29 protein-coding genes and 3 tRNA genes are annotated in these 25,593 nt (G+C 72.7%); 15 read left to right on the top strand and 17 right to left on the bottom strand.

Annotation, left to right across the window (positions count from 1 at the left end; all coding sequences use genetic code 11):
* Positions 1-22: 22 nt before the first annotated feature.
* Positions 23-943: a phytoene/squalene synthase family protein gene (locus tag AB0C04_RS02060; RefSeq protein WP_357047001.1), complete on the bottom strand. Its 921-nt coding sequence runs from the start codon at positions 941-943 to the stop codon at positions 23-25.
* Between the two features lie 67 nt (positions 944-1,010).
* Between AB0C04_RS02060 and AB0C04_RS02055 the strand changes: the two genes are divergently transcribed.
* The 8 genes from AB0C04_RS02055 to AB0C04_RS02020 all read left to right on the top strand — a co-directional run bounded on the left by AB0C04_RS02055 (position 1,011) and on the right by AB0C04_RS02020 (position 6,576).
* Positions 1,011-2,162 carry a polyprenyl synthetase family protein gene (locus tag AB0C04_RS02055; protein ID WP_357046999.1) on the top strand — a complete coding sequence of 384 codons (1,152 nt, stop codon included), beginning with the start codon at positions 1,011-1,013 and terminating at the stop codon, positions 2,160-2,162.
* A complete protein-coding gene (gene crtI, locus AB0C04_RS02050; protein ID WP_357049047.1) occupies positions 2,162-3,673 on the top strand; it encodes a phytoene desaturase family protein in 1,512 nt (503 codons plus the stop codon). Before AB0C04_RS02055 ends, crtI begins: the two co-directional genes overlap by 1 nt.
* Complete coding sequence (gene idi, locus AB0C04_RS02045; protein WP_357046997.1) at positions 3,670-4,278, top strand: isopentenyl-diphosphate Delta-isomerase; 609 nt, start codon at positions 3,670-3,672, stop codon at positions 4,276-4,278. Before crtI ends, idi begins: the two co-directional genes overlap by 4 nt.
* Positions 4,268-5,197, top strand: coding sequence for a MerR family transcriptional regulator (locus tag AB0C04_RS02040; protein WP_357046995.1), 930 nt, complete (start codon positions 4,268-4,270; stop codon positions 5,195-5,197). The genes idi and AB0C04_RS02040 overlap by 11 nt, the downstream gene beginning before the upstream one ends.
* 77 nt (positions 5,198-5,274) lie before the next feature.
* On the top strand, positions 5,275-6,069 hold the full coding sequence (locus AB0C04_RS02035) for a polysaccharide deacetylase family protein (RefSeq protein ID WP_357046993.1): 795 nt from the start codon (positions 5,275-5,277) through the stop codon (positions 6,067-6,069).
* A gap of 153 nt (positions 6,070-6,222) precedes the next feature.
* Positions 6,223-6,295 (top strand) — tRNA-Glu (locus tag AB0C04_RS02030).
* A 31-nt stretch (positions 6,296-6,326) separates the two neighbouring features.
* Positions 6,327-6,400: transfer RNA gene (locus AB0C04_RS02025), tRNA-Asp, on the top strand.
* Between the two features lie 102 nt (positions 6,401-6,502).
* A tRNA-Phe gene (locus AB0C04_RS02020) sits at positions 6,503-6,576 on the top strand.
* Between the two features lie 117 nt (positions 6,577-6,693).
* Here AB0C04_RS02020 and AB0C04_RS02015 read toward each other — a convergent pair.
* The 3 genes from AB0C04_RS02015 to AB0C04_RS02005 all read right to left on the bottom strand — a co-directional run bounded on the left by AB0C04_RS02015 (position 6,694) and on the right by AB0C04_RS02005 (position 8,323).
* A complete protein-coding gene (locus AB0C04_RS02015; protein ID WP_357046991.1) occupies positions 6,694-7,056 on the bottom strand; it encodes a transcriptional regulator in 363 nt (120 codons plus the stop codon).
* Complete coding sequence (locus tag AB0C04_RS02010; protein ID WP_357046989.1) at positions 7,053-7,751, bottom strand: hypothetical protein; 699 nt, start codon at positions 7,749-7,751, stop codon at positions 7,053-7,055. Before AB0C04_RS02010 ends, AB0C04_RS02015 begins: the two co-directional genes overlap by 4 nt.
* 65 nt (positions 7,752-7,816) lie before the next feature.
* Complete coding sequence (locus AB0C04_RS02005; RefSeq protein ID WP_357046987.1) at positions 7,817-8,323, bottom strand: tetratricopeptide repeat protein; 507 nt, start codon at positions 8,321-8,323, stop codon at positions 7,817-7,819.
* Between the two features lie 113 nt (positions 8,324-8,436).
* Here AB0C04_RS02005 and AB0C04_RS02000 point away from each other — a divergent pair, with 113 nt between their 5' ends.
* Positions 8,437-9,435, top strand: a complete 999-nt coding sequence (locus tag AB0C04_RS02000) for a DUF5937 family protein (protein WP_357046985.1) — start codon at positions 8,437-8,439, stop codon at positions 9,433-9,435.
* Between the two features lie 52 nt (positions 9,436-9,487).
* Here the strand turns inward: AB0C04_RS02000 and AB0C04_RS01995 are convergent, their stop codons facing one another.
* Positions 9,488-9,814 carry a hypothetical protein gene (locus AB0C04_RS01995; protein ID WP_357046982.1) on the bottom strand — a complete coding sequence of 109 codons (327 nt, stop codon included), beginning with the start codon at positions 9,812-9,814 and terminating at the stop codon, positions 9,488-9,490.
* A gap of 112 nt (positions 9,815-9,926) precedes the next feature.
* The gene (locus AB0C04_RS01990; RefSeq protein WP_357046980.1) at positions 9,927-11,057 is read right to left on the bottom strand and encodes a hypothetical protein; all 1,131 of its coding nucleotides are present in this window, start codon (positions 11,055-11,057) and stop codon (positions 9,927-9,929) included.
* Between the two features lie 188 nt (positions 11,058-11,245).
* On the opposite strand from AB0C04_RS01990, the gene AB0C04_RS01985 reads away from it, so the two are divergent.
* On the top strand, positions 11,246-11,770 hold the full coding sequence (locus AB0C04_RS01985; RefSeq protein WP_357046978.1) for an SRPBCC family protein: 525 nt from the start codon (positions 11,246-11,248) through the stop codon (positions 11,768-11,770).
* 25 nt (positions 11,771-11,795) lie between these two features.
* Here the strand turns inward: AB0C04_RS01985 and AB0C04_RS01980 are convergent, their stop codons facing one another.
* Entirely contained in the window at positions 11,796-12,503 is a 708-nt protein-coding gene (locus AB0C04_RS01980) for a DUF2786 domain-containing protein (protein WP_357046976.1), read from the bottom strand.
* Positions 12,504-12,555: 52 nt separating this feature from the next.
* On the bottom strand, positions 12,556-12,945 hold the full coding sequence (locus AB0C04_RS01975; protein WP_350868334.1) for a hypothetical protein: 390 nt from the start codon (positions 12,943-12,945) through the stop codon (positions 12,556-12,558).
* Positions 12,946-13,110: 165 nt separating this feature from the next.
* Here AB0C04_RS01975 and AB0C04_RS01970 point away from each other — a divergent pair, with 165 nt between their 5' ends.
* Entirely contained in the window at positions 13,111-14,460 is a 1,350-nt protein-coding gene (locus AB0C04_RS01970; RefSeq protein ID WP_357046974.1) for an ABC transporter substrate-binding protein, read from the top strand.
* A gap of 73 nt (positions 14,461-14,533) precedes the next feature.
* Here AB0C04_RS01970 and AB0C04_RS01965 read toward each other — a convergent pair whose 3' ends face one another.
* On the bottom strand, positions 14,534-15,277 hold the full coding sequence (locus AB0C04_RS01965) for an enoyl-CoA hydratase/isomerase family protein (RefSeq protein WP_357046972.1): 744 nt from the start codon (positions 15,275-15,277) through the stop codon (positions 14,534-14,536).
* A gap of 52 nt (positions 15,278-15,329) precedes the next feature.
* Positions 15,330-16,187, bottom strand: a complete 858-nt coding sequence (locus tag AB0C04_RS01960; protein WP_357046970.1) for a 3-hydroxyacyl-CoA dehydrogenase family protein — start codon at positions 16,185-16,187, stop codon at positions 15,330-15,332.
* 245 nt (positions 16,188-16,432) lie between these two features.
* Here AB0C04_RS01960 and AB0C04_RS01955 point away from each other — a divergent pair, with 245 nt between their 5' ends.
* Positions 16,433-16,729 (top strand): hypothetical protein, encoded by a 297-nt coding sequence (locus tag AB0C04_RS01955; protein WP_357046969.1) that lies wholly within the window; start codon positions 16,433-16,435, stop codon positions 16,727-16,729.
* Positions 16,730-16,798: 69 nt separating this feature from the next.
* On the opposite strand, the gene AB0C04_RS01950 is transcribed toward AB0C04_RS01955, so the two are convergent.
* A complete protein-coding gene (locus AB0C04_RS01950; RefSeq protein ID WP_357046967.1) occupies positions 16,799-17,578 on the bottom strand; it encodes a methyltransferase domain-containing protein in 780 nt (259 codons plus the stop codon).
* 53 nt (positions 17,579-17,631) lie between these two features.
* Here AB0C04_RS01950 and AB0C04_RS01945 point away from each other — a divergent pair, with 53 nt between their 5' ends.
* Positions 17,632-18,021 (top strand): PPOX class F420-dependent oxidoreductase, encoded by a 390-nt coding sequence (locus AB0C04_RS01945; protein WP_350868345.1) that lies wholly within the window; start codon positions 17,632-17,634, stop codon positions 18,019-18,021.
* 56 nt (positions 18,022-18,077) lie between these two features.
* Here the strand turns inward: AB0C04_RS01945 and AB0C04_RS01940 are convergent, their stop codons facing one another.
* Positions 18,078-18,287 carry a BldC family transcriptional regulator gene (locus AB0C04_RS01940; RefSeq protein ID WP_007073996.1) on the bottom strand — a complete coding sequence of 70 codons (210 nt, stop codon included), beginning with the start codon at positions 18,285-18,287 and terminating at the stop codon, positions 18,078-18,080.
* Between the two features lie 251 nt (positions 18,288-18,538).
* On the bottom strand, positions 18,539-19,378 hold the full coding sequence (locus AB0C04_RS01935) for a hypothetical protein (protein ID WP_357046965.1): 840 nt from the start codon (positions 19,376-19,378) through the stop codon (positions 18,539-18,541).
* 173 nt (positions 19,379-19,551) lie between these two features.
* Between AB0C04_RS01935 and AB0C04_RS01930 the strand changes: the two genes are divergently transcribed.
* Both AB0C04_RS01930 and AB0C04_RS01925 read left to right on the top strand, forming a co-directional pair.
* Positions 19,552-20,634 carry a Glu/Leu/Phe/Val dehydrogenase gene (locus AB0C04_RS01930; RefSeq protein WP_357046963.1) on the top strand — a complete coding sequence of 361 codons (1,083 nt, stop codon included), beginning with the start codon at positions 19,552-19,554 and terminating at the stop codon, positions 20,632-20,634.
* Between the two features lie 303 nt (positions 20,635-20,937).
* Positions 20,938-21,153 (top strand): DUF3073 domain-containing protein, encoded by a 216-nt coding sequence (locus AB0C04_RS01925; protein WP_357046961.1) that lies wholly within the window; start codon positions 20,938-20,940, stop codon positions 21,151-21,153.
* Positions 21,154-21,287: 134 nt separating this feature from the next.
* On the opposite strand, the gene amcA is transcribed toward AB0C04_RS01925, so the two are convergent.
* From amcA to purF, 4 genes are all read right to left on the bottom strand, one after another.
* Positions 21,288-21,524, bottom strand: a complete 237-nt coding sequence (amcA, locus tag AB0C04_RS01920) for a multiple cyclophane-containing RiPP AmcA (protein WP_357046959.1) — start codon at positions 21,522-21,524, stop codon at positions 21,288-21,290.
* The gene (amcB, locus tag AB0C04_RS01915; protein ID WP_357049044.1) at positions 21,493-22,596 is read right to left on the bottom strand and encodes a cyclophane-forming radical SAM peptide maturase AmcB; all 1,104 of its coding nucleotides are present in this window, start codon (positions 22,594-22,596) and stop codon (positions 21,493-21,495) included. Before amcB ends, amcA begins: the two co-directional genes overlap by 32 nt.
* A gap of 130 nt (positions 22,597-22,726) precedes the next feature.
* Positions 22,727-23,881: a phosphoribosylformylglycinamidine cyclo-ligase gene (purM, locus tag AB0C04_RS01910; protein ID WP_357046957.1), complete on the bottom strand. Its 1,155-nt coding sequence runs from the start codon at positions 23,879-23,881 to the stop codon at positions 22,727-22,729.
* 61 nt (positions 23,882-23,942) lie between these two features.
* The gene (purF, locus tag AB0C04_RS01905) at positions 23,943-25,484 is read right to left on the bottom strand and encodes an amidophosphoribosyltransferase (RefSeq protein ID WP_357046955.1); all 1,542 of its coding nucleotides are present in this window, start codon (positions 25,482-25,484) and stop codon (positions 23,943-23,945) included.
* Positions 25,485-25,593 lie beyond the last annotated feature (109 nt).

Below are 25,593 nucleotides of genomic sequence, written 5' to 3'. Positions count from 1 at the left end.
GGTCACCGAGCGGTGCGCGCGGTCACCGAGCGGCCGGACCCGGCGGCCCGGGTACGACCACCGGGGTGCCCGTCGGGGCGAGCAGCGCGCGGGCCGCCACGCTGAGCCGCCGCCGCTGCGGGACCACGGCCCGGCGGGCGAAGACGTCGTAGTCCTGCGCGGCCACCTCGTCGAGGATCCCGCCGTAGAGCGCGTACGCCGTCCGCATGCAGGACTGTGACGCGGGCGCGAGCATGGTGATCCCGGGTGCCGCCGCCGCATAGTGCTGTTGGGCCCGGGTCACCTCGTAGGCGATCAGCTCGCGGATCGCCGGGGTGGCCCGGCCGTGCCGACGGGCGTCGACGAGGTCCCGCCGGGTCACCCCGAACCGCGTCAGGTCCTCCTCCGGCAGGTAGGTCCGCCCCCGGTCCAGGTCCTCGGCCACGTCGCGGATGAAGTTGGTGAGCTGGAAGGCGAAGCCGAGCTGCCGGGCAGGTTCCCGGGCCGCGATCGGGTCGCCGCTGCCCAGGATCGGCAGCATCATCGTGCCGATGACCGCGGCCGAGCCCTCCATGTAGTCGAGCAGGTGGGGGTAGGTCCGGTAGGAGCTGACGGTCAGGTCCATCGCCATGCTCTTGAGGAACGCGGCGAAGTCGTCCCGGTCCAGGTCGAAGACGGCGATGGTGTGCAGCACCGCCGGGAGCAGCGGATCGTCGATCGGCTCGCCGTGCAGGCCGGCCATGAACCGGCCGCCCCAGTCGTCGAGCCGGGCGGCGCGCTCCGTCGGCGGCAGGTCGTCGGTGCGGTCCACGATCTCGTCGGCGTACCGGGTGAAGCCGTAGAGGGCGTGCACATGTCGGCGTTTCCACCCGGGGAGCAGCCGGGTGGCGAGATAGTAGGTGCGGCCGTGGCGTCGGTGCAGCTCACGGCAGCGGTCGTAGGCAGCGGTGAGATCCGTGTCCACCGGCCTCCTCCTCCAATATCGACGCACCAATCGACGCAACTCGTAACTCTAGGGTACCCTCGGCCGCATGGCCAACGACGCGGTTGCGGACGATGTGCTCCGCGTGCCGGTGCAGCCGGCCCGCCGGAGCGAGCCGGCCCGCACCGTCCTGGCCGACCACACCGGCGACCTGGTCGACGCCGTCGACGACACGCTCGCCGCCTTCCTGACCGCCGAGGTCGACTCGCTCACCGAGATCGACCCGGCGATCGGCGACTTCGCGGCCACCGCCCGGGACGCCGTTCTCGCCGGGGGCAAACGGATCCGCCCCACGTTCGCCTACTGGGGCTGGCGCGGGCTGGTCGGCGACGCGGCGCCCCTGCCACCGGTCGTGCCGGCGTTCGCCGCGCTGGAGCTGCTGCACACCTTCGCCCTGGTGCACGACGACGTGATGGACGCCTCCACCACCCGGCGCGGTCGGCTCACCACGCATGTGGCGGTGGCCGCGCAGCATGCCGCCGCCGGCCGGCGGGGCGACCCGGGGCGGTTCGGCGAGTCGGTCGCGGTGCTCGTCGGTGACCTCTGCATGGTCTGGGCCGACCGGCTGCTGGCGCACGCCGTCGTGCCGCCGCACCGGCTGCTCGAGGTGCGCCGCTGCTACGACCAGATGCGGGTGGAAACCATCGCCGGGCAGTACCTCGACGTGTTCGGCGAGAGCGAGGCGGCGGGCTGGTCGGTCGACCGGGCACTGCGGGTGGTCCGCTACAAGACCGCGAGCTACACGGTTCAGCGGCCACTGCACTTCGGCGCCGCCCTGGCCGGTGTCACCGCCGACGCGCCGCAGGTCGCCGCGTACACCCGCTACGGCCTCGCCGTCGGCGAGGCGTTCCAGCTCTGCGACGACCTGCTCAGCGTCTACGGCGACCCGGTGACCACCGGCAAACCGGCCGGCGACGACCTGCGCACCGGCAAGCCGACGGTGCTGATGATGCTCGCCCGACAGCTCGCCACCCCGGCACAGCGCCGGGCGTTGGAGCCCGCCGGCGCGCCTGCGGGGCAGCGGGAGGTCGCCAGGCTGGCCGAGCTGGTCGAGCTGACCGGCGCGGTCGCCCGGGTACGGCGGATGATCTCCGACCGGGTGGCCGAGGCGCTGGCGGCGCTGGACGGCGCGGCGATCGACGTGGGCGCGCGCCGTGCGCTGGCACGGCTGGCCGTCGCGGCCACGGACCGGCGGGCATGATGGGCGGTTTCCCGGGAGGAGGTGGTCGCGTGCGGACGGTGGGCGGACGAACGGACCGGGTGGTGGTCGTCGGTGCCGGCCTCGGTGGCCTGGCCTGTGCGCTGCACCTGGCCGGCAGCGGCCGACAGGTGACGGTGCTGGAACGCGAGTCGGTGCCCGGCGGCCGGGCCGGCCGGCTGGGCGTCGACGGCTACGAGTTCGACACCGGCCCGACCGTGCTCACCATGCCGGAGCTGATCGCCGAGGCGCTCGGCGCGGTCGGCGAGGAGCTGGACGACTGGCTCGACCTGACCCCGCTCGACCCGGCCTACCGGGCCTACTACCCGGACGGCTCGACGCTCGACGTCATCACCGACACCACCCGGATGGCCGCCGAGATCGCCCGCGTGTGCGGCCCCCGGGAGGCGGACGGCTACCTGCGCTTCGTCGACTACGCCCGCCGGCTGTGGCAGCTGGAGCGGGCCGACTTCATCGAACGCAACCTGGACAGCCCGGTCGACCTGCTCACCGGCAACCTGCTCAAGCTGCTCGCCGGTGGCGCCTTCCGCCGGCTGCACACCAAGATCGGCCAGTTCTTCCGCGATCCGCGCACCCAGCGCATCTTCTCCTTCCAGGCCATGTACGCCGGGCTCGCCCCGCACGACGCGCTGGCCATCTACGCGGTGATCGCGTACCTCGACTCGGTGGCCGGGGTCTGGTTCCCGCGCGGCGGCGTGCACGCGGTCTCCCGGGGTATGGCCGGCGCCGCCGAGAAGCACGGCGTGCAGATCCGCTACGACACCACGGTGACCGAGGTACGCACCGCGAACGGCCGGGCCACCGGGGTGCTGACCGCCGACGGCGAACTGGTCCCGGCCGACGTGGTGGTGCTCAACCCCGACCTGCCGGTCGCCTACCGTGACCTGCTGCCCCCGGGCCGCCAGCGCCGGCTCGCCTACTCGCCGTCCTGTGTGGTGCTGCACGTGGGCTCGCGCCAGGAGTATGCGAAGATCGCCCACCACAACATCCACTTCGGACGGTCCTGGAAGGGCACCTTCGATGAGGTCATCCGGCGGGGCGAGCTGATGTCCGACCCGTCGCTGCTGGTCACCAACCCGAGCCGGACCGACCCCACGGTGGCGCCACCGGACCGGCACACGTACTACGTGCTCGCCCCGGTGCCGAACCTCGACAGGGCCCCGTTCGACTGGCACGGCGACCTGCCGCGCCGCTACGCCGACCGGCTCATCGGCACCCTCGAGGAGCGCGGCTACGTCGGCTTCGGCGCCGGCGTCGAGGTGCTGCGCACGATCACGCCGGCGGAGTGGGCCGCCCAGGGCATGGCCGCCGGGACCCCCTTCGCGGCCGCGCACACCTTCCGCCAGACCGGCCCGTTCCGCCCGAACAACCTGCACCGGACGCTCTCCAACGTGGTCTTCGTCGGCTCGGGCACCCAGCCCGGCGTGGGCGTGCCGATGGTGCTCATCTCCGGCAAGCTGGCGGCCGGCCGCATCACGGGAGGCAATCGATGAGCCAACGCGAGGAGCACCTCGTCGAGCTGGTCGACGAGGAGGGGCGGGCACACGGGGAGACCACGGTCGCGGCCGCGCACCAACCGCCGGGCCAGCTGCACCGGGCCTTCTCGGTGATGCTGGTGGACCCGGACGGGCAGGTGCTGCTCCAGCGCCGGGCCGCCGTGAAGACCCGCTTCCCGCTGCGCTGGGCCAACTCCTGCTGCGGCCACCCGGGGCCGGGTGAGTCCCTGAGCGAGGCCGCCAACCGGCGGCTGCGCGAGGAGTTGGGCACCGGCCCGGTCGAGCTGACCGAGGTCGGGGTGTACGTCTACTACGCCGAGGACCCGGCCACCGGCCGGGTCGAGTTCGAGTACGACCACGTCCTGCGGGGCGAGTTCCGCCCCGGCGCGCCGCTGTTGCCGGACCCGGCCGAGGTGGCCGAGTTGCGCTGGGCCGAGCCGGCCGCGGTGGCGGCCGACCTCGAGGCCGATCCCCGGGCCTATTCACCCTGGCTGGGCGGGGTGGTCGACCGGCTGCTGCACCCCGCCGACCCGAGTAAGCCCACCGTGGCACCGTCCGGCCTACCGACCGATGAGGCGCCGGAGCGGTCGGGTGGCCGATGAGGCGCTGAGCGCGGGTGCGGTGGCCCGTCGGCTCGGGGTCGCGGTGACCACCCTGCGCACGTGGCACCAGCGCTACGGGCTCGGGCCCAGTCAGCACGAGGCGGGTCAGCACCGCCGTTACACGGCGACCGACCTGGCCCGTCTGGAGATCATGCGGCGGCTCACCGCCGACGGGGTCAGCCCGGCCGAGGCGGCCCGCTGGGCCCGCCAGGCACCCGATCCGGTACGCGCCGAGGACCTGGGCCGGCCGCGGCCGGCCGGCGTCCGGGACGGCGGCCCGACCATTCCGGTCGGCCGGGCCGGACCGGCCGCCCGAGGGCTGGCTCGCGCGGCGATGCGGCTGGACTCCGCGGCGATCGGCGAGGCGGCCGCCCGCGCCCTGGCCGCCGACGGGGTCGTCGCCACCTGGGAGCGGCTGCTCCGGCCGGTGCTGGCCGGCATCGGCGAGCGGCACGCCGCGACCGGCGGACTGATCGAGGTGGAACACCTGATGTCCCGCTGCGTCTCCGAGGCGTTCGCCGCGGCCAGCCGGACGGCCACCCCGGGTGGGCCGGCGCGGATCCTGCTCTCCTGCGCCGACGAGGAGCAGCACACGCTGCCGCTGGAGGCGCTCGCCGCCGCGCTCGCCGAAGCCGGCGTCGGCTACCGGATGCTCGGCGCCCGGGTGCCCGTGCCAGCCCTGCTGGAGGCGGTCAACCGGACCGGGCCGGCCGCCGTGGTGCTCTGGTCACACAGCCGGGCCACCGCCGACCCGGCCCAGCTCGACGCGCTGCTCGCCGCGCCCCGGCGGCCACTGCTGGTGCTCGCCGCCGGCCCCGGCTGGTCGACCGAGACGCTGCCCGCCGGGGTGGTCCACCCCACACAGCTCGCCGAGGCGGTCGCACTGGTCGTGGCGGTACGGGACTCACTGGAGCGGTGACCGGGGGTGTCGGGGTCTGACGGCGTCCACTAGCGTCGGGTGGTCCGCGTACCCCGACCCCCTTCGGGAGCGAACAGATGAGATCCCGCGCCCTGCTGGCGTACGCCCTGGGTCTGGTCCTGGTCCTCGGCGGCTGCGCCCAGCCGGGCCGCGTCGTCGCCGTCGGCGGCCCCGCCCCCAGCCCCTCCACCACCCCGGCGCCCAGTCCCAAACCGACGGTCTCGCCGCGGCCGACCCGTCCTCCCACCACCGGCAAACCGGTCCGCCCCCTGCCGGCCAAACTGCCGGCCGGGCTGCGACGCACCACCGGCGTACGCCCGGTCGCGCTCACCTTCGACGACGGGCCGAGCCCGACGTGGACGCCGAAGATCCTCGACCGGCTGCGGGCAGCCAAGGTCACGGCCACCTTCTGCCTGGTGGGACGGGAGGCGCAGCGCCATCCCGAGCTGGTCCGGCGGATCGTCCGCGAGGGGCACCAGCTCTGCAACCACAGCTGGAAGCACAACATCGACCTCGGCCGGCTGCCGGTCGCGGAGATCCGGGCCGACCTGGTCCGGACGAACAAGGCGATCCAGACGGCCGCCCCCGGCGCGCCGATCGCCTTCTACCGGCAGCCCGGCGGGCGGTGGACGCCCGAGGTGGTGGCGGTCGCCAAGCAGCTCGGCATGCGCTCGCTGCACTGGAGCGTCGACCCGCAGGACTGGGCCAAGCCGCCGGCCACGACGATCAAGCACCGGGTGCTGGCCGCGGTCCGGCCCGGCTCCATCGTGCTGCTGCACGACGGGGGCGGCGACCGGGCCGCGACCTTCGCCGCCTGCCCCGCGGTGATCGCCGACCTGAAGCGGCGCTTCGGCGTCACTCGGCTCCGCTAGACCCCTCCGACCTGCGGTTTTCCGGGCTCGGCGGGCCCGAGCCATACCGGTTTTGTCGACCGCAGGGACATCACGTATGCTTTCCAAGCCTCCGGCGGGGCCGGATGGGAGCAAGTCCGCTTGACGTTGCCAATGTGCAATGATGGCGGGGCCGCCCTCATCGTCTAGCGGCCCAGGACGCCGCCCTTTCAAGGCGGTAGCACGGGTTCGAATCCCGTTGGGGGCACGACCGGCGCAAGCCGGAGCAACAAAAGCTAGGTCCTGTGGAGCAGTTGGAGTGCTCGCCGCCCTGTCAAGGCGGAGGTCGCGGGTTCAAGTCCCGTCAGGACCGCAGCGCTTACGCCGCGCGAAACATGCGCGGCGTTCTGCGTATCGGAGCGTGTGGCCCTCCGGCGGGATGTCCGCCACTTGGGTAGCATGGTCCGAGCGGCCCGGCCAGGTAGCTCAGTTGGTACGAGCGTCCGACTGAAAATCGGAAGGTCGGCGGTTCGACCCCGCCCCTGGCCACATAGCCTTTCGCCGGGCTACAGAGATCCCCACCAGCGGAAACGCAGGTGGGGATCTTGCTGTGTCGGCCGTCGCTAATCGGCGGCTGGAACTCGTCGCGACCGGTCGGTCCGGTGCTCATCGGTCCGGGGTCTCGGTGGTCTCGACCCGCGCGATGAGCAGCTTCAGCCGCCCGATCTCTTCGGCGAGCGCGGCGCTGCCCGCGGCGGTGAGCGTGATCCAGGTGCGGCCGCGCCGCCCGGCGTACCCCTTCTCGACCCCGACCAGGCCGGCCGTCTCCAGCACGCCCAGGTGCTGGGAGAGGTTGCCGGCGGTCAGCTCCAACTGGGTGCGCAGGTAGCCGAACTCCACCCGACGGGCCTCGTGCGCGATGGTGAGGATGCCCAGCCGGACCCGCTGGTGCACCACGTCGTCCAGGCCGGTGACCGGATGTGGTGATTCGGTCTCGTCGGGTGCCGGGGGGTCGGCGGGGCCGGTCACCGGGACCCCCGCAGCCGTTGCGCCAGCGCGAAGCCGGCGCTGCCCAGCAGCAGCAGGCCGCCGTTGATGACCAGCTGTGGGGCGAATGCCCACCGGGGCCCCCAGCCGATCCCCCACCCGAAGTTGATCGGCACCAGCACCACCGCAAGGTACCCGAGGGCGAACAGCGCCAGCGCGACGCGTCGCTCCAGCCAGGCCAGCACCAGCAGGGCCAAGCCGATCGCGCCGGTCGGATCGAGCAGCCGGAACAGGAACTGGACGAAGGCGGGCGGCTCGTCGGGGTAGTACGGATGGTCGAGGATGCTCCACGCCCCCGAGACGGCGGCGGACAGCACGACGAGCGCGACGCCGGTGAGCACGTACGGCAGCACCCGGGTGCCCAGTCCCCGGGCCCGGGCGACCCGCAGGTACCCGCCGGCGATCACCACGTACGCCAGCACCAGCGCCGCCCACCAGTAGAACTGCGCGGCCCGGTACCAGGCCTTGCAGACCTGGCCGTCCGCCACCGGCTGGCAGTCGCTGAGGACCGGTTGGCTGAAGCGGTACACCAGGATCGCCCCGAACGTCACCAGGGCCAGCACCAGCAGCGGCAACCACGTCACCCGCTGGGCCAGACGAACCCGGCGCGCGAGGTCGCGCGCATCGGCCAGGAGCCGGCGGGGATCGCCGCCGGCGGGGATCGACTCACTAGTCATGCCAACAGGTTTCCATAACAAACCTATTGGCGCTAGTGACCGCCCCAACTTTGCCGGCGGCGAAGTCAGGCGGTCTCGACCAGGAGCCGGGCGTAGTTGGCCATCGACCGTTGGTAGCGCGGCAGGTGCCTGGCGAGCGCCCCGACCGCGATCGACACTGCCTCCCGCTCCCGGCCGACGTTGGTCAGGGCCAGCGCGAGCGTCGCGCAGACCGCATCGTCGAGTTCGTCGGAGCCGCGCTCGCGCTCCTCGGTCAGCAGCCGGACGCTCTCCTCGGCCTGCCCCACGTTCCGCAGCGAGCTGGACATCTGGATCACTGACCGCCGCCGCCGGATGCCGTCGAGGCCCAACTCCAGCGCCGTGCGGTAGAGCGGGACCGCCCTGTCCGAGTGACCGGTCGAGTCCCAGGCGCAGGCCCGCTCGAACGCCGCCACCGGATGATCCGGTCCCAACTCGTCGGCGAGGGCGCCAACCCGCTCACGGAACGCCTCTCCGTCCCAGTCGTCGGGCGCCGCGTTGAAGGCCGCCCACAGGTCCGCGCTGCGCTGCTCCCAGTCGGTGTTCGGGCTCATCCTCGTTCTCCTCATGATCGTCGGTTCGGACCGGAACTCTGCGGGGGTTGGTACCGTGCCCGCCAGAGATTCGGCCCTTGCCGAGTCTCCTTCTCCTTCCACGGGTGGTGCGGATGGCGATCATGCTGCGATTCGGCCCTGCTGATCTGCTGCGCTGCCGCTTCGCCGTCTCACCCATGCTGGAGACGCTGTCCGCGGTGCGCCTGCTCTCCCCCCGCGAAGGCGTCGGCCCGCACCAGCGCTGGCTCGACACCATCGACACGCGGGAACTCGACCTGCGGCCGATCGCCCTGCTCCAGCCGCGTCGCGGCTACACCCCCGATTTCCTCTCGCCGCCGCCGGCCGGCCCGCACACCCGGTTCGAGGACGAACTCGCGGCCCTCGCGGCCACAGACCATGATCGGGTACGCGCAGAGGTGCGACGGTCCTTGGCGGACAACCCGGGGGCGGCCGGGTCCGCGACCGGACGACTCCTGCTGGGCGAGCCGGCTCTTGTCCTTCAGACGCTGGTCTCACTCGTGGAGCATGTGTGGCGGGTCCTGGTCGAACCGGTCTGGCCGCAGGTACGCGGGCTGCTCGACGCCGATGTGGGCTTTCAGACCCGACGTCTCGCCGAAGGCGGCCTGGACCGGTTGTTCGCCGAGCTGCACCCCCGCCTGCGCTGGAACAACGGCGTGCTGACCCGTGAGTACGGCGGCGACGAGCGTCGCGATCTGCGCGGCGAGGGACTTGTCCTGGTGCCCAGCGCATTCAAGTGGGATCAGGTCGTCGTCATCGTGGACCAGCCGTGGCAGCCCACCGTGATCTATCCGGCGCGCGGGCTCGGCGCGCTCTGGCAGCCCCTTTCCGCCGACCGGCATAGGGCTCTGGGCCGGTTGATCGGTAGAACCCGGACGGTGCTGCTGCTCGGCCTCGACGAGCCGGCCAGCACGACGACGCTCGCTCACCGCCACGCGCTGGCGGCCGGGACGGTCTCCGAGCACCTGTCGGTGCTGCGCGACGCCGGGTTCGTCGCCGGAGAGCGACACCGGCACGAGATCCGCTATCGACGTACGCCCCTCGGCGAAGCCGTGCTCCGTCGGAACGATTCGTCTGGTCGACCGCGACCGTGACCGATCCGTGGCGATCGCCCCCCGGCCCGTCACCATCAGTGAGCAGGGGTGGCTAGTCCTGCCGTAGGGCGAACCAGCCCACCGCCGTCACGAAAAGCACCAGCGCCACCCCGAACAGGCAGAGTTTGATCGCGAAGGGCAGGGCGACAAGCGATGCGACCTGCTGGACGAGTAGACCAGCAGCCACCAGCGCGACCCCGCCACCGATGCGGACCGGCTGGGCACGCTGCTCCTCGGACAGGCGCCCGAAGCTGAGCCGCCTTCGGGGCAACCGGCGGGTGACGGCGGCACGCAGACCGAACACGAGCAGCGCCAGGCTGACGACCGCCACCACCAGGCGGATGGCGACCAACACCGGCTCCGTGTCGCTCAGGCTCATGCGGCCTCAGTTCCCGGGCGCCAAGATCCCTACGCTGTCGCGCCGCGTGCTGGTCGGTCCGGACCGTCCAGGGCTCGGCGGGTGTGAGCCGCGGGCCGGCGGGACAGCGGTCTCAGCGCTGGGGCGGCTGTCCGTGCTGGGCCATGCCGGACCTGATCGCCTCCCACACACTCCGGCCAGCCTGCCGCAGCGCTTCGCTGGCCTGCTCGGCGAGATCGGTCGGACTCGGCACCATCCGCCCCTGCTCGCCGCCCGGCTGGCTGGGCTGACCCGGCCGTCCCCGGCCCGGCTGCCACCCGTGTCCGGCCTCGGCCGTACCCGGCCGCGCCTCGCCCGGGCCCGGCTTCTCACCCTCGCTCGAACCTGGCTTCTTACCCTCGCTCGGGCCCGGCTGTTGGCCCGCGGCCGGCGGCTGGCCCGCCGCACCCTGGCCGGGCCGCTGCTGGCCCTTGGCTGCCGGCTGGCCTGCTCCGCCCGCAGGCTGGCCCGCACCGCCCGCCGGCTGGGGCTGACGCGCACCGCCCGTCGGCTGACCCGCACCGCCCGTCGGCTGGCCCGCACCGCCCGTCGGCTGGCCCGCACCGCCCGACGGCTGGCCCGGCCCGCCCGACGGCTGCTTCGGCTCGCCCTTGGCCAGTGGGCCCGCTCCGGTCCACTCGGCCCGTGCGGCGACCGACCCGACCTGCCGCCCGAGCCGGTCCACCACGTTGCCGAGCTGCTCGGTGTTGCCGGTCAGCTGCTGGGCCGCCCGGTCCGCGTCGTCGAGCGCGGTCCGGGCGCCACCCGCCAGCGCGTCGATGATCTGGGGATTCTGGTCGATGGTGTCCAGGGCCCGGTCGAGGATCCGCATCAGCCGCTCCAACCGGACCTTGAGCAGCGCCTCGGCCCGGACGTCGGTGATGTCGAGTTCGACGGCGTCCAGACGCACCCGGACTCCGGCGTCCAACTGGAGCAGGTTGGCCAGTCGTGCCCGGAGGGACAGATCGGCGTCCAGCCCGTCCACGGCGAGCCGGATCGAACCCACCCGCAGCTCCGGCACGTCCAGCAGGACATCCGGCTCGCCCGATCGCGGCTCCTCCTCGGCGGGCCAACGGCCCTCCCGCAGGTGCCGCTCCGGCGGGACCTGCTGGCGGCCCCGCGCACCCTGACCCGGCTGCGCCAGGCCCTGACCTGTCCGCCCCGGCTCGGCATCCGGCTGGCCCGGCCGCGGCTTCCCGCGCTGGCCCGACTCGGTCTCGCTCATCTGCCCCGCTCCCGGCTCGGCTGCCCCGGGACGGCCCGGGCCCAACCGGCCGCGCTTACCCGAAATGCCGCGTCCCATCCCCGTTTTGGCCGTCTGGTGCGGACCACCGGCCGATCCGGCGTGGTGTCCGGAACCAGGCAACCGCGCGCCGGTGCACACTCGGGTATCAGCCGGTATTGTCCGGGCCTATGGGACAGGAGATGGCTGATCCGGCCGCCATCCGGCAGGACGTCGACCAGTTCTCGTTGCGCTGCGGCCTGTCCGTCCCCGTCCCCGCGGAGCGGGCGTTCGCCGTCTTCACCGAGGCGCTGACCGACTGGTGGGTCAGCGAATACACCTGGTCGGGGCCACAGGCGCTGGCCGAGCTGGGGATGGAGCCGCGCGCCGGCGGCATGCTCTACGAGATCGGCCCCTACGGCTTCCGGGCGGACTGGGGCCGGGTGCTCACCTGGGATCCACCCCGACGGCTGGTCTTCACCTGGCAGATCGGCCCGGACCGGTCGCCGGTGCCGGACCCGGCCCACGCGAGCGAGGTCGAGGTGCTCTTCCTCGCCGAGGAGCCGGAGCAGACCCGGCTCGAGCTGGAACACCGCCATTTCGACCGGCACGGCGAGGCGGCCGAGGGCTACCGGAAGGCGCTCACCGTCGGCTGGCACGAGCTGCTCTCCCGCTATGTCGCCACGGTCGACGGCCACCGCCCGCCGCTCACCTGAAACCCAGGCCCGCGCGGGCGTCAGGTCACCGCCCGATGCCGCGGTCCGCGCCCGGGCCGGCGTCCACCTCCGGACCGCCGAGGTCGGCCCGACGGCCCGCCTCGGCCCCCGGACCGAATCCACCGCCGGCGAGCCGGCGCCGCGGGGCGGTACGCAGTCGCGGATAGACCTCGGCGAGGCGCTGCCGCACCCGGTCGGAGCGGTCCGCCAGAACCAGCGCCACCCCGGGCGCTGCCGACCCGCTCGCCGCCTCGGCCTCGGCCTCGCGCAGCCGCGCACCGATCACCTGGGCGAACCCGGCCAACCAGGAGCGGCGGAAGGCGGCTGGCTGCTCGCCGGCGGGGACGAGCGTCCCGGCGAGACCGTGGGCGGCCTGTACCAGCAGTGAGGTGAAGAGCAGGTCGACCCGTTCCAGGTCACTGGCGAAACCGAAGAGGTGCATCGCGAAGCCGCTGCCGTGCGGTCGCCGTACGCAGCGACAGCGCAATGGGTCGGCGACCGCGGCGAGCAGGCCGACCTTGTCCCGGGCGTACGGGGCGACCACCTCGACCACCCGATCGCCGACCGGGTCGGTCGCCGGTTCCCGGGCGGCGAGCAGCGCCCGGTCCACCCCGTAGCGGGCGATCAACTCCGTCGCCTTGGCGGTGAACGCCGCCGACTCGGCGGGGGTGCAGGCCGGGTCTTCGGCCTGGGCCAGCAGTTTGCGGACCTTGCTGAGCATGGCCTCGGACATGCCACCAGAGCTATCACACCGGCTGCTGTCGAGGCCCGGCCCGCCGGCCGGGTCAGTCCGCGCGGCTGCGCAGCGTGGCCACCGTCGAGCCGGCGAGGGTGAGCAGGCAGTCGGGCAACTGCCCGTCGGCCGCCGCCGCGCCGAAGAGCGCCTCACCCGTGTCCACGTCCCGGTTGGCGTACGCGCTGACGAAGCGGGCCACCCAGCGGGTGTCGTAGCCGGCCTCGTCGATGCCGGGGAAGTCCAGGGCGCACAAGCCGGGCGGCCCGGGGTCGCCGACCATGGTGGCGGCGAGGCACCAGGCCACCCCGTACGCCCCGGCCAGCCCGGACCGGTCGACGACCGCGTCGAACGTGCCCACCACCGCGTCGCCGTCTCCGGCCAGCGCCGAGCGGAGCACGGCGGTCGCGTCGTCGAGCAGCTGCTGTGGTAGCTCCGTCACGCACCGCACAGTAGGCGGACGGGTCAAGGGACCATCGCCACCCGGCCGACTGCTACTCTCCGTGCTCACCGCGGACGACCTGCGGAGTAAGCCGGCTCCACGGTCCCGCGCCCAGCGTCGGCACGCTAATGTGCGCAGCGGACCTTCGCCGGAGGAAGGACGATCATGCTCGTATCGCGCGGCTCGCGTGCGGCCACACTGGCTGCCTGCGCCACGTTCCTGCTCGCCACAAGCGCCTGCGGGACTGACAGCCCCGAAGAGGCGACGACCCAACAGGCGCGCCTCTACGGGACCGACGGCAACATGCTCAACTCCTTCCCCGCTGAGTTGAAGGAACGGGCAGACCTCGTCGATGGCATGAAGGGCACCACGCCGCTGACGCCGTTGCCGGAGGACTTCAAGAGTCGGCTACGGTCCGTAGACCCCAAGCTGACCGACTACCTCTACGCCGCGGAGACGTACGACGCGGTGATGATCAGCGCGCTCGCCGCGCAGCTGGCCGGCAGCACGGAGCCCGCCGCGATCGCCAAGCAGATCGTCGCCGTGACCAACGGGGGCGAGCGCTGCGAGGACATCGCGACCTGCCTGAGCCTGGCCCGCAACGGCCAGGACATCGAGTACCGCAGCGTCTCGCTGACCCGCGCCGGCTTCACCGACGCCGGAGAGCCGGCCACCGCCAGCTACGCGACGCTGCACTTCGACGGTCAGCAGCTCAACGACGGCAAGACCGAGTTCGTCGGTGCCGGCAGCGAGTCGGCGGCGAGCACCAAGACGCCGCCCAAGCCGAAGAAGCAGCGTACCGGCGCCGCGGACGCCAACGACGGCTCGCCGCTGGTGATCGGTGGCCTGCTGCCGAAGACCGGTGACCTGGCGCTCGCGTACCCGCCGATGGCCGCTGGCGCGACACTCGCCATCCAGCAGATCAACGCCGCCGGCGGGGTGCTCGGCGACCCGGTGACCTGGATCGATGGCGACGACGGCACCAGCCCGACCGTGGCGAAGGCGACCGTGGCGCAGCACATCGCGGCCGGTGTCGACGTCATCATCGGGGCCGGCGGTTCGGGCATCTCCCTTGAGGTGCTGCCGGACGTGGTGCAGGCCGGCCGGATCCTCTTCTCCCCGTCCAACACCGACGATGGTCTGACCACGGTCGACGACAAGGGCCTCTACTTCCGTACCGCGCCGCCGGACAGCCTCCAGGGCCGCGCGCTGGCGGACGTGATCCTGCGGGACGGCTCGCAGCGGATCGCGATCGTCGCCCGGAAGGACTCCTACGGCGAGGGCCTGCAGGCCGTGGTCAAGAAGGAACTGGAGCAGGCCGGGATCAGCGCGGACCGGCTCAAGCTGCTGACCTACCAGCCGCCGGAGGGCGAGGACGCCCCGCCGGTGGACTTCGGCGGCGGCGCGAAGGAGATCAAGGACTTCGGCGCGGACGCCGTGCTGGTGATCGGCTTCGGCGAGTCGGCGCAGGTGATCCGGGCGCTGGCCGACGCCGGCGTGCAGATCCGGCACTGAGCGGGCCCCAGCCCGACGAACGACGACGGCCGCACCGGGAAACCGGTGCGGCCGTTTCCGTGCCCGCGGGGGGTCAGCGGCTGCGCCGCCGGTCCAGGAACTCCGTCATCCGGCGGTGCTTCTCCTCGTCCTCGAAGAGCACCGCCTGACTGATCAGGTCGACCTGGGGATGGGCGGCCGCCGGGGCGTCCACGGCGAGCTTGGTGAGCCGCAGCGCCAGCGCCGAGCCCGTGGCCATCTCGTCGAGCAGCCCGTGCGCGGCCGGCAGCAGCTCGCCCGGCTCGGCCACCACCCGGTTGACCAGCCCGATCCGCAGCGCCTCCGCGGCGTCCACCCGCCGGCCGGTGAAGAGCAGCTCCTTGGCCCGGGCCTCGCCGATCAGCGCGGGCAGCCGGTGGGTGGCGCCCGCGCCGGCCAGGATGCCCAGCCGCACCTCCGGTTGACCGAAGACCGCCCGCTCGGTGCACACCCGCAGATCGCAGGCGTACGCCAGCTCGGCGCCGCCGCCCAGCGCCGGACCGTCGACGGCGGCCACGGTCGGCATGGGCAGCGCCCGGACCCGGGCGAACGCGGCCGAGTTGATCGCGGCGAGGGCATCCAGCCGGCCCCGCTCGCGTAGCTGCCCGATGTCGGCGCCGCCGGCGAAGATGCCGTCCGTGCCGCCGGTGAGCAGCAGCAGCCGGGGGTGGGCCTCCAACTCGGCGCAGACCGCGTGCAGCTCGGCGATCAGGTCAGCGTCGATCGCGTTGCGCTTCTCCGGCCGGTCCAGGGTGACCACCAGCCGGTCCGGCTGTTCCTCGATCCGCAGCCCGCTCACTCGGCTCGCCCTTCGTTCGCGACTGCGGGGCTCGCAAGCTCACTCCTCGCGCTCACTGCTTCACGCCGCCTTTCCAGCGATAGAAGCCCTGGCCCGACTTCTTGCCCAGCCGGCCGGCGGCCACCATCTCCTCCAGCAGCGGCGGCGGCGCGAAGCGGTCGCCGTACGCGGCCTGGAGGGTGCGGGCGATGTCGAGCCGGACGTCCAGCCCGACCAGGTCGGTCAGCTCCAGCGGGCCGATCGGATGCCGGTAGCCGAGCACCATCGCCTTGTCGATGTCGGCGGGGCTGGCGACCTGGTCGGCGACCATCCGGATCGCCTCGAGGCCGAGCGTGACGCCGAGCCGCGAGGTGGCGAAGCCGGGCAGGTCGCGTACCACGACGGGGTCCTTGCCCAGCCGGCCGGCGAGTGCGACACCCGCCGCGGTGGTCTGCTCGGCGGTGGCCGGGCCCACCACGATCTCCAGCAGCGCCATCGCCCAGACCGGGTTGAAGAAGTGCAGCCCGAGGAAGCGCTCCGGCCGGGCCAGTCCGGCGGCCAGGTCGCCGATGGCGATGCTGGAGGTGTTGCTGCCCAGCAGCGCGGGGCGCAGCGCCTCCGCGTCGTGCAGGACGGCCCGCTTGAGGTCGAGCCGTTCCGGCACCGCCTCCACCACCACGTCCGGCTCCTCGGCGACCTCGCTCAGGGCGGCGCGTAGCGTCACCCGGCCCCGGTTCGCGCCGGCCTGGTCGGCGGTCAGCTTGCCGCGTTCCACCGCCCGGTCCCAGAGCTCACCGAGCCGGGCCACAGCCGCGGCGCCCTGGGCGGGGTCGACCTCCACCAGCTCGACGGCGTGCCCGGCGCCCGCCGCCACGTACGCGATGCCGAGCCCCATCGTGCCGGCCCCGACCACCACGAACCGATCGCTCATACCGGCACTCCGCTGCGCTCCGTGCCGCCATGAGGCTCAGCCGCACTGCACCTGATGATTCGCTCGCTGCGCTCGCTCATTGCGCCTCCCCGCCGCGTCCGCCGGCGGCACGGAGGTCACCCGCGGCCGACGATGCGCTCCACTCGCTCATGCTGCGACCCTATGAGTCCGGATCGCGGGGGCATGCGTGGGGGCGCGGCGGATCGGGTACAGACGGCGGTCAACCGAGGGAAGGACCAGTCGACATGAGCCAGGCACCGGAAGGCGTCGCGGGCGCGGAGACCACCGAGACGGTGGAGACCCGCGGGGAGGAGCGGGTCGACCTGCTGCGCGCGGACACCAACAACGACGGCCGCACCGACGTCTGGGTGGTGGACACCGACGGCGACGGCAAGGCTGACCTGTTCCAGTTCGACACGGACGGCGACGGCAAGGTGGACGTCACCATGGTCGACCTCGACGAGGACGGCACCCCGGACGAGGTGGTCGACGGCGACGGGGGCCTGCCGCCCGAGCCGCTGCCGCCGACCGTCCAGGTCTGAGCGCCCGGGCCCCTGCCGCCGCCGAGTCGGCGCGGGGGCCCGCTGCCGCTCCGCGGGGGCCCGCGCTCGTCAGCCGGCCAGTCGGAGGGTGGCCAGGTAGTACGGCGCGTCGCGGTCGTCCACATCGGTCAACCGCCACGCGCTGCCCTGCACCAGCTCGGCGAACTCCGTCGGCGAGCAGACCAGGTAGTCGAACCAGTCGGTGGCCAGTTCGCGGTAGCGCAGCCGGAGCCGGAGCTGACCGCCGAGCCGGCCCCGTCGCCGGTTCAACTCGTGGTAGCCGGTGTGCACCGGATCCCGGGTGCCGTACGGGTCGGTGCCGTGCGCGATGATCTGCGCTCCCGGCCGGGCCAGCGCGGCGAGCGCGGCCAGCAGCTCCGGCGCCCGCTCCCGCCCCTCGAAGAGACCCAGGTTGTTGCCGAGCAGCAGGAAGGTGTCGTACCGGTGGCCGTCGGCGACGTGGTCGTCCACCGTCCCGTGCACCAGCCGGTGCACGCCCCGGTAGCGGCACACCTTCAGCGCGCCGAGCGAGGTGTCCAGCCCGGTGACCGGTACGCCGAGTTCCTGGAGTCGCAGCGCGATCCGGCCGGCGCCGACCCCGATGTCGAGCGTCTCGCCCCGGGCCCGCTCCACCGCCCGGTGGTCGTACGGCTGCCAGTCCGCCGGCCCGTCGAGGTAGTGCGCGGCCGGCGCGCCGTTGATCAGCCCGTCGTCACGCTCAATGATCTCGATGACCGGCCGGGGCAGCCGCCCGCCGACCATCGGTCGGGGACCGACCCCGGTGGCGACGGCGAGGGTGTCCCGCAGCAGCTCACCCACCACATCGCCGATCTGCGGTCCACTCGTCACGAGCTTCACGCTATCCGGCCGGTCAGTCAGCCGCGCGGCCGTATCCTGGCCACGTGACCACCTTGGACCGCCTGTCGGCGGAGAAGTACATCCTGCTGACGACCTTCCGCAAGGACGGTCAGCCGGTGCCGACTCCGGTCTGGGCGGTGCGGGACGGCAACGGTCTGGCGGTCTGGACGGCGGCCGACTCCGGCAAGGTGAAGCGGATCCGTAACAACGGCACCGTCACGGTGGGCCCGTGCGACGTGCGGGGGCACCCGCACGGCGTGCCGGTGCCGGCCCACGCGAGCCTCTACGACTCGGCCGGCAGCCGGCGGATCCGTGGTCTGCTCAAGCACAAGTACCGGGTCCTCGGTCGACTCACCCTGCTCGGCAGCCGGCTGCGCCGGGGCGAGGGTGGCACGGTCGGCATCCGGATCGAGCTGACCGAGGAGCGGGCATGAAAAAGGGGCGGCGGACCGAAGTCCTCCGCCCCTGATCCACGAACGTGGGTGCCGGTTCAGTCCCCCTGGCGCTGCTGGGGAATCTGCCCCTGCAGCAGGGCCCTGACCTCCGACTCGCGGTAGCGGCGGTGGCCGCCGAGGGTGCGGATGGCGGAGAGCTTGCCCGCCTTGGCCCACCGGGTCACCGTCTTCGGGTCGACACGGAACATCGACGCCACCTCGGCCGGCGTGAGTAGCGGCTCTGGTTCATGCGTTCGCGATGCCATCGGTCACTCCTCCACATGTATAGACATCGGCCGGGGTCCCGCCGGCCGACGCGTCTCCCATGGTCCGGCTAGTCCCCGATGTCCGACATGGGCCGAACGGCCGAACGTCCCTAGACGGACGGATGAACCATGCCCGATTTATGCGACTTTTACACGGCAGAAAGTACCTTATTCGGACTCATGATCACGGTTCGTGAAGCGTCAACTACGAGCACCCCTCGCCTTGGGAGCGCTTCTCGGGCGATATGCCCCTAGTTGCACCGCTCGAGCAGCTGCACCGCTCGCCACCGCGCGACCAGCTTGTCGTACGCGGCCGAGGCCTCCTCCGCCTCACCGCGGGAGAGCCCCGCCAGCCCCGCCGCGACCAGCTCGGGCGAGTCGTCCGCGGTGAGCGTCTCGTCGGGCAGCAGCTCGACCAGGCCGCCGTAGTCGAGTTCCACCACCGAGCGCGGGTGGAACTCCTCCAACCAGCGGGCGGCCTCCTCGACCGCCTCGGTGATCGGAGCCTCGCCGACCGACTTGCGCAGCACCGAGAGCGCCCGCGACGACCGGCGCCGGGCCTTGGAGATCTCGGTGCGGTAGCGCAGCGACCGCCGATCGGACTCGGTGACCAGGTCCCGCTCCGCCGGGTCGAAGAGCACGAACCAACGCAGCGGCACGCCCCAGGTGGCGATCTGCTCGTGCACCCGCGGCACGCCGTGCTCCAGCACCCGGGCGCCGCTGCGCCAGTCGTCCACCACGGCTTTGGCCTGACCGGCGAGGACCGGGGGCACGAAGGCGTCGGCGAGCACCGAGGGCACGCCGTCGCGGGCGCTCAGCGCCGCCTCGGCCACCCGGATCCGCAGGTTCCACGGGCAGACCAGCAGCGTGTCGTCCGTCTCCAGGACGTACGCCTCCTCGGGCAGGTCGGGCAGGCGGGTCCAGCCGGCGCCGAGCGCCTCGATCACCGCCGTCCGCTGCCGGCCGGGCCCCTCCACCGGGGCGACCGCCCGCCCCTCCGACACGTAGCGCCGCCAGTACGACTGGCGGTCCCGGTCGAAAGCGGTCAGCGGCTCGTACACGCGCAGGTAAGAAGCGAAGAGCGACGGCACGGCGCGATCCTCCCACGAACCTCGCCCCGTCGCCGTCAGCGCCCGCCCACCACGCGTGCCGCGCTCGACGGGCAGCCGGCGGCCGATATTAGGCTCAAGCTCACCGGCAGCATCCCCGCCGGCGTCCACCAGGCACGCGTCCCACAAGGACGCACCGACACCAGGAGCCAGTCATGGGCGTATTCGCCAGCACCGACGACCCGGGATCTACCGGCCACGAACAGGTCGTGTTCTGCCAGGACAAGCAGAGCGGCCTCAAGGCGATCATCGGGATCTACTCCACCGCGCTGGGGCCCGCGCTCGGCGGCACCCGCTTCTACCCGTACGACAGCGAGGAGGCCGCCCTCGCCGACGTGCTGGACCTCTCCCGCGGCATGGCGTACAAGAACGCTCTCGCCGGGCTGGATCTCGGCGGCGGCAAGGCGGTCATCTGGGGTGACCCGGAGCAGATCAAGAGCGAGGCCCTGCTGCGCGCGTACGGCCGGTTCGTGGAATCGCTGGCCGGGCGCTACTACACCGCCTGCGACGTCGGCACCTACGTCGCCGACATGGACGTGATCGCCCGGGAGACCAGCTACGTCACCGGCCGCAGCGTCGAGCACGGCGGCGCCGGCGACTCCTCGATCCTCACCGCCTGGGGCGTCTTCCAGGGGATGCGCGCGGCCGCCGAGCACGTCTGGGGCACCCCGTCGCTCTCCGGCCGGCGGGTCGGCGTGGCCGGGCTGGGCAAGGTCGGCAAGTACCTCGTCCGCCACCTGCTCGACGACGGGGCCGAGGTGGTGGCGACCGACGTCAACCCGCGGGCCCTGGAGTGGGCGCGCACCAACCACCCGCAGGTCACCCTGGTCGACGACGCCAGCATGATGGTCGCCGGCGACATCGACGTGTACGCGCCGTGCGCCCTCGGCGGCGCGCTGAACGACGACACGGTGCCGGCGCTGCGCGCCAAGGTGGTCGCCGGTGCGGCGAACAACCAGCTCGCCCACCCCGGCATCGAGAAGCTGCTGGCCGACCGGGGCATCCTCTACGCCCCCGACTACGTGGTCAACGCGGGTGGCGTCATCCAGGTCGCGGACGAGATCGAGGGCTTCAACTTCGAGCGGGCCAAGCTGCGGGCCACCCGGATCTACGACACCACCCGGGAGATCCTCCAGCTCGCCGACGCCGAGGGCGTCCCGCCGGCGGTCGCGGCGGACCGGCTGGCCGAGCGGCGGATGGCCGACGTCGGCCGGTTGCGCACCATCCACCTCCGGTGACCCCGTCCCCGGGAGCGGACCGTCCGGATCCGCTCCCGGGGCCATCCCGACCCCGGCCGCGTTCTAAGCTGGGGATGGGACAGGTTCGTGCCGTTTCGTCCGGTGTCACGGGTGCTCATGGCTCCACCCCTTACCGGGTACACTGGGTGACGGCCGGATCACTGCGACGCGCAGGGCCGGCTGACGGTAACCCGAGGTGCCGAACGGTGGCATCCCCATGTACCGTAAGAGCCACGAGAGATGCCTGACGTCATCGGGGCCCGCCTTCGGGCTGCCCCGCATTCTGTGCGAGGGGGTCGAGCCATGGGGCGCGGCCGTGCTAAGGCCAAGCAGACGAAGGTGGCCCGGGAGTTGAAGTACCACTCCCCGAACACCGACCTCACCGCCTTGCAGCGTGAACTGGCGAGTGCTGGTAAGTCTGAGCACAACTTCGACGACGACTACAAAGAGTTCGTCGACGACGATGATGAGGATCACGCGGACGAGGACCCAGACACCTGGGTCCGTCCGACCCGCTGACCTCTCGACGCAGCTGAGCACGCGGTAGCCCCCGCGTGCTCACGCATGTGCCCGCCGCAGCGGCGTAGCGACCGACGATCAGGGACCTGCCCTGCAGAATCGCCAGACAGGTCCCTGATCCCGGTACCGCACCCTCAGCGCGGTCGGTTGTTCCAGTTGTAGAACGTCGGGATGTTCTCGAAGTGGTTCCAGGCGCAGACCGCGCCCTCGCCGTTTCCGCCCGCCACCTCCGACCGGAGCCGTCGCGCGGCCTCCGCCTCACGCAGCAGTGCGATGAGCCCCGGGGCGGCGTCCAGCACCCGCTCGGCGACTCCGACCGGGGCGGCGTCCGCCACCCGCTCAGACTGCCGGTGACTGGTGGTCTCGGGCATGCTCCAACACTCCCTCCAATAGGCGGATCTTGCTGTTGCGGCAGTGCTCGGTCTCCGTACCGTCAAAACGCCCCAGCTCGAAGTAACGGTTGGCGGCGTGACCGCCGCCACAGAAGCCGAAGTAGGGGCAGCTGGACCGGCACGCCTCGACGCCGGCGAGAAACTCGCCCACCCACGGCGTGCGCTCCGCGCCGGCCAGGATCTCGGCCAACGGGGTGTCCAGCACGTTGCCGCTGCTGAAGTCGCCGTACCTCGGGTCGGTGAAGCCGGCCAGCTCCGGGGAGAGCACGGTGACCGAGCCGTCGTGCCCGATCGTGGGGATCGGGTCCAGCCGGCGGGGCAGCACGTCGTCCGCCACGCCGTCCAGGACCGCCGCGGCGTACCGCAGCGACCACTCGACCTCGCGCAGGTGGATCCGGGGATCCCGCCGCCACGCCGCGACCAGCTCGGCCCAGAAGGCGGTCACGTCCGCCGGGTCGTGCGAGTTGTCGCGGGTGTTGACCCCCTCGGTCTCCTCGATGTTGATCCCCAGCACGTCGCAGCCGAGATCGAGGAAGTAGTCGTACAGCTCGGTGGCGAGCCCCGGCTCGGGCCGGGAGACCACCGCGAGCGCGGAGAAGGGCAGCCCGTGCGCGCGCAGTGCGCCGACACCGCGCAGGATCCGGTCGTACGCCGGGGAGCCGGCCCGGCTCACCCGGTCGCCGTTGCGCTCCCGGGGCCCGTCCACGCTCACGCTCACCCGGACCCGGTGCTCGGCGAAGAACCGGCACCAGGCGTCGTCGATGAGCGTGGCGTTGGTCTGCACGTGGTGCTCGACCTCGGGGCCGAACGGCGCGAGCAGGGCCGCCAGGTGTTCCCGGCCGGCCGCCAGCGGCTCGCCGCCGTGCCACACCACGGAGAACCGGCCGGCGGTCGCCCACGGGTTGACCGCCACCGCCACCGCCTCGGCCACCGGCACCGGCATCCGCCGGTCGGCGGCCCGGAACGGCAGATAGCAGTATGCGCAGTCCAGGTTGCAGAGGGTGGTCGGCTGCATCACGACGTACGACGGAACGGCGGCGACACCGCGCATCCCGCTGAACGACTGTCCCCGAGCAGCCATTGCCCTCCCTTGCCTAGCCTGAGGGTGCCCTTCAGGCTAGGCGGCATTGGCCACTCGGGTGAACCCCTGATCAGGTGCTCGTATGATCAGCAGAGCGTGATCAGCCGCGGGTGTGCTGCCCGATCATCTGAACGTTGCCGGAGCCCTCGATGATCTCGCCGGCCTGCCACGCCTCGACGCCCCGCCCGGTGAGGGTGGCCAGCGCGCGGTCGGCGTCCTCGGCGGAGACGATCGCGAACATGCCGACGCCCATGTTGAACGTCGCCTCCATCTCCGGGTCCTCGATCCGTCCCTTGGACTGGATCAGGTCGAAGACCGGCTGCGGCCGCCAGGTGGAGCGGTTGACCACCGCGTCGACGTGCTCGGGCAGGACCCGCACCAGGTTCCCCGGGATGCCACCGCCGGTGACGTGGGCGAACGCCCGCACCTCGGCCTCGGCGATCAGCTTGAGGCAGTCCTGGGCGTAGATCTTGGTCGGGGTGAGCAGCTCCTCGCCGAGGGTCCGCTGCCGGCCGAAGTCGTCGATCACCACGTCGAGCCGCATCCGGCCCGCGCCGAGCAGCACGTGCCGGACCAGGGAGTAGCCGTTGGAGTGCAGGCCCGAGGAGCGCATGGCGATCACCACGTCGCCCACCTCGACCCGCTCCGGGCTGAGGATGTCGCTCTCCTCCACCACGCCCACGCCGGTGGCCGAGATGTCGTACTCGTCGGGGCGCAGCACGCCCGGGTGCTCGGCCGTCTCGCCGCCGAGCAGCGCGCAGCCGGCGTAGCGGCAGCCGTCGGCGATACCCGCGCCGATCTCGGCGACCTTGTCCGGCACCACCTCGCCGGTCGCGATGTAGTCCAGCAGGAAGAGCGGCTCCGCGCCGCAGGCGACCAGGTCGTCGACGACCATCGCGACCAGGTCGATGCCGACGGTGTCGTGGATGTCCATCTGCTGGGCGATCACCAGCTTGGTGCCCACACCGTCGGTGGAGGAGGCCAGGATCGGGTTCTTGTACTTCTGGGTGTCGAGCCGGAAGAGACCGGCGAACCCGCCCAGGTCGCCGAGCACCTCCGGGCGCCGGGTCTGCCGCACCTTGGACTTCAGCAGCTCGACCGCGCGGTCGCCCGCCTCGATGGACACGCCGGCGTCCGCGTACGAGACCGCCCGTTTGCGCGCCTGGCGACCGCTGCCGGCCGTCCAGGGCTGACGGTCGCCACCGGCGCCCGTCGGGCTGGTTCCTGCGCCGCTGCGCTCGGAAACGTGCGTCACGGTTCTCCCCTTTGTGGTTCTCGGTGCGGCGCCGGAGGTGGCCGGCCCGCGCCGGGCGGTGCTACGGGCGGTGGACGGTTGAGCCGCCCGAAGTGGCGACGAGCGGAGGAGTGCTGCGCTCCGGGGCGTCCGGGCCGCCGTTGGCGACCCGCCGGCCCACCCCTTCGAGCACGTGCTTGCCGATCAGGTTTCCCGCCGGCAGCTCGATGGGGTACTCCCCATCGAAACACGCCCGGCAGAGCCGGGTCTTCGGCTGCTCGGTCGCGGCGATGAGGCCGGACAGCGATACGTAGCCCAGCGTGTCGGCGCCGATCGAGCGCCGGATGCCCTCGTTGTCCAGCCCGTTGGCGAGCAGTTCGGCCCGGGTGGCGAAGTCGATGCCGTAGAAGCACGGCCACTGCACCGGCGGCGACGAGATCCGCACGTGCACCTCGAGCGCACCCGCCTCGCGCAGCATCCGCACGATGGCCCGCTGGGTGTTGCCGCGCACGATCGAGTCGTCGACCACCACCAGCCGCTTGCCCCGCACGTTCTCCCGCAGCGGGTTGAGCTTGAGCCGGATGCCGAGCTGGCGCAGGGTCTGCGACGGCTGGATGAAGGTGCGCCCGACGTACGGGTTCTTCATCAGGCCGGCGCCGTAGGTGATCCCGGACTCCTCGGCGTAGCCGATCGCGGCCGGGGTGCCGGACTCGGGCACCGGGATGACCAGGTCGGCCTCGACCGGGTGCTCCTTGGCCAGCTGGCGGCCGATCTGCACCCGGGCGGAGTGCACGTTGCGCCCGGCGATGGTGGCGTCCGGACGGGCGATGTAGACGTACTCGAAGAGGCAGCCCTTCGGCTCCGGCACGGCGAACCGGGTGGAGCGCAGGCCGTTCTCGTCGATCGCGATCAGCTCACCCGGCTCGACCTCGCGGACCACGCTCGCGCCGACGATGTCGAGCGCCGCGGTCTCACTGGCCACCACCCAGCCGCGCTCCAGCCGGCCGAGCACCAGCGGCCGTACGCCGTGCGCGTCGCGGGCCGCGTAGAGCGTCGACTCGTCCATGAAGACGAAGCTGAACGCGCCGCGCAGCTGCGGCAGCACCTCCAGCGCGGCCGCCTCGACCGAGAGATCCGGGCGGCTGGCCAGCAGCATGGTCACCAGAGAGGTGTCGTTGGTCGAGCCGTCGTCGACCAGGCCCCGCTCGGCGACCTCACGCTGGAGGTCGGCGGTGTTGACCAGGTTGCCGTTGTGCGCCAGGGCGATCGTGGTGCCGGCGGTGGTCGAGCGGATGGTCGGCTGGGCGTTCTCCCAGGTCGAGCCGCCGGTCGTGGAGTAGCGGGCGTGCCCGATGGCGAGGTGCCCGCGCAGGCTGGCCAGCGTCGGCTCGTCGAAGACCTGGGCGACCAGGCCGAGGTCCTTGTAGACCACCACGCCCGAGCCGTCGCTCACCGCGATGCCCGCCGCCTCCTGGCCCCGGTGTTGCAACGCGTAGAGACCGAAGTAGGTCAGATTGGCGACCTCTTCCCCGGGAGCCCAGACGCCGAAGACGCCGCACTCGTCCTGGGGGCCGGGTCGTTGGGGATCAAGGTCGTGGCTCAGCCGGCCGTCGCCTCGAGGCACCTGCCGCTCCCTCATGCTGGGTCTGAATGGCCGGGCGGGATCACGGGTCAAGATCCGTACCCTCGGCCGGGACCGCTGTCGTCGCCTGACAGTGTACGCGAATCGCCGT

The organism is Micromonospora sp. NPDC048909 (assembly GCF_040649635.1).
Lineage (GTDB): Bacteria > Actinomycetota > Actinomycetes > Mycobacteriales > Micromonosporaceae > Micromonospora.
The sequence above is the reverse complement of the archived record's forward strand: the minus strand, read 5'-3'. Positions and strand labels throughout refer to the sequence as shown.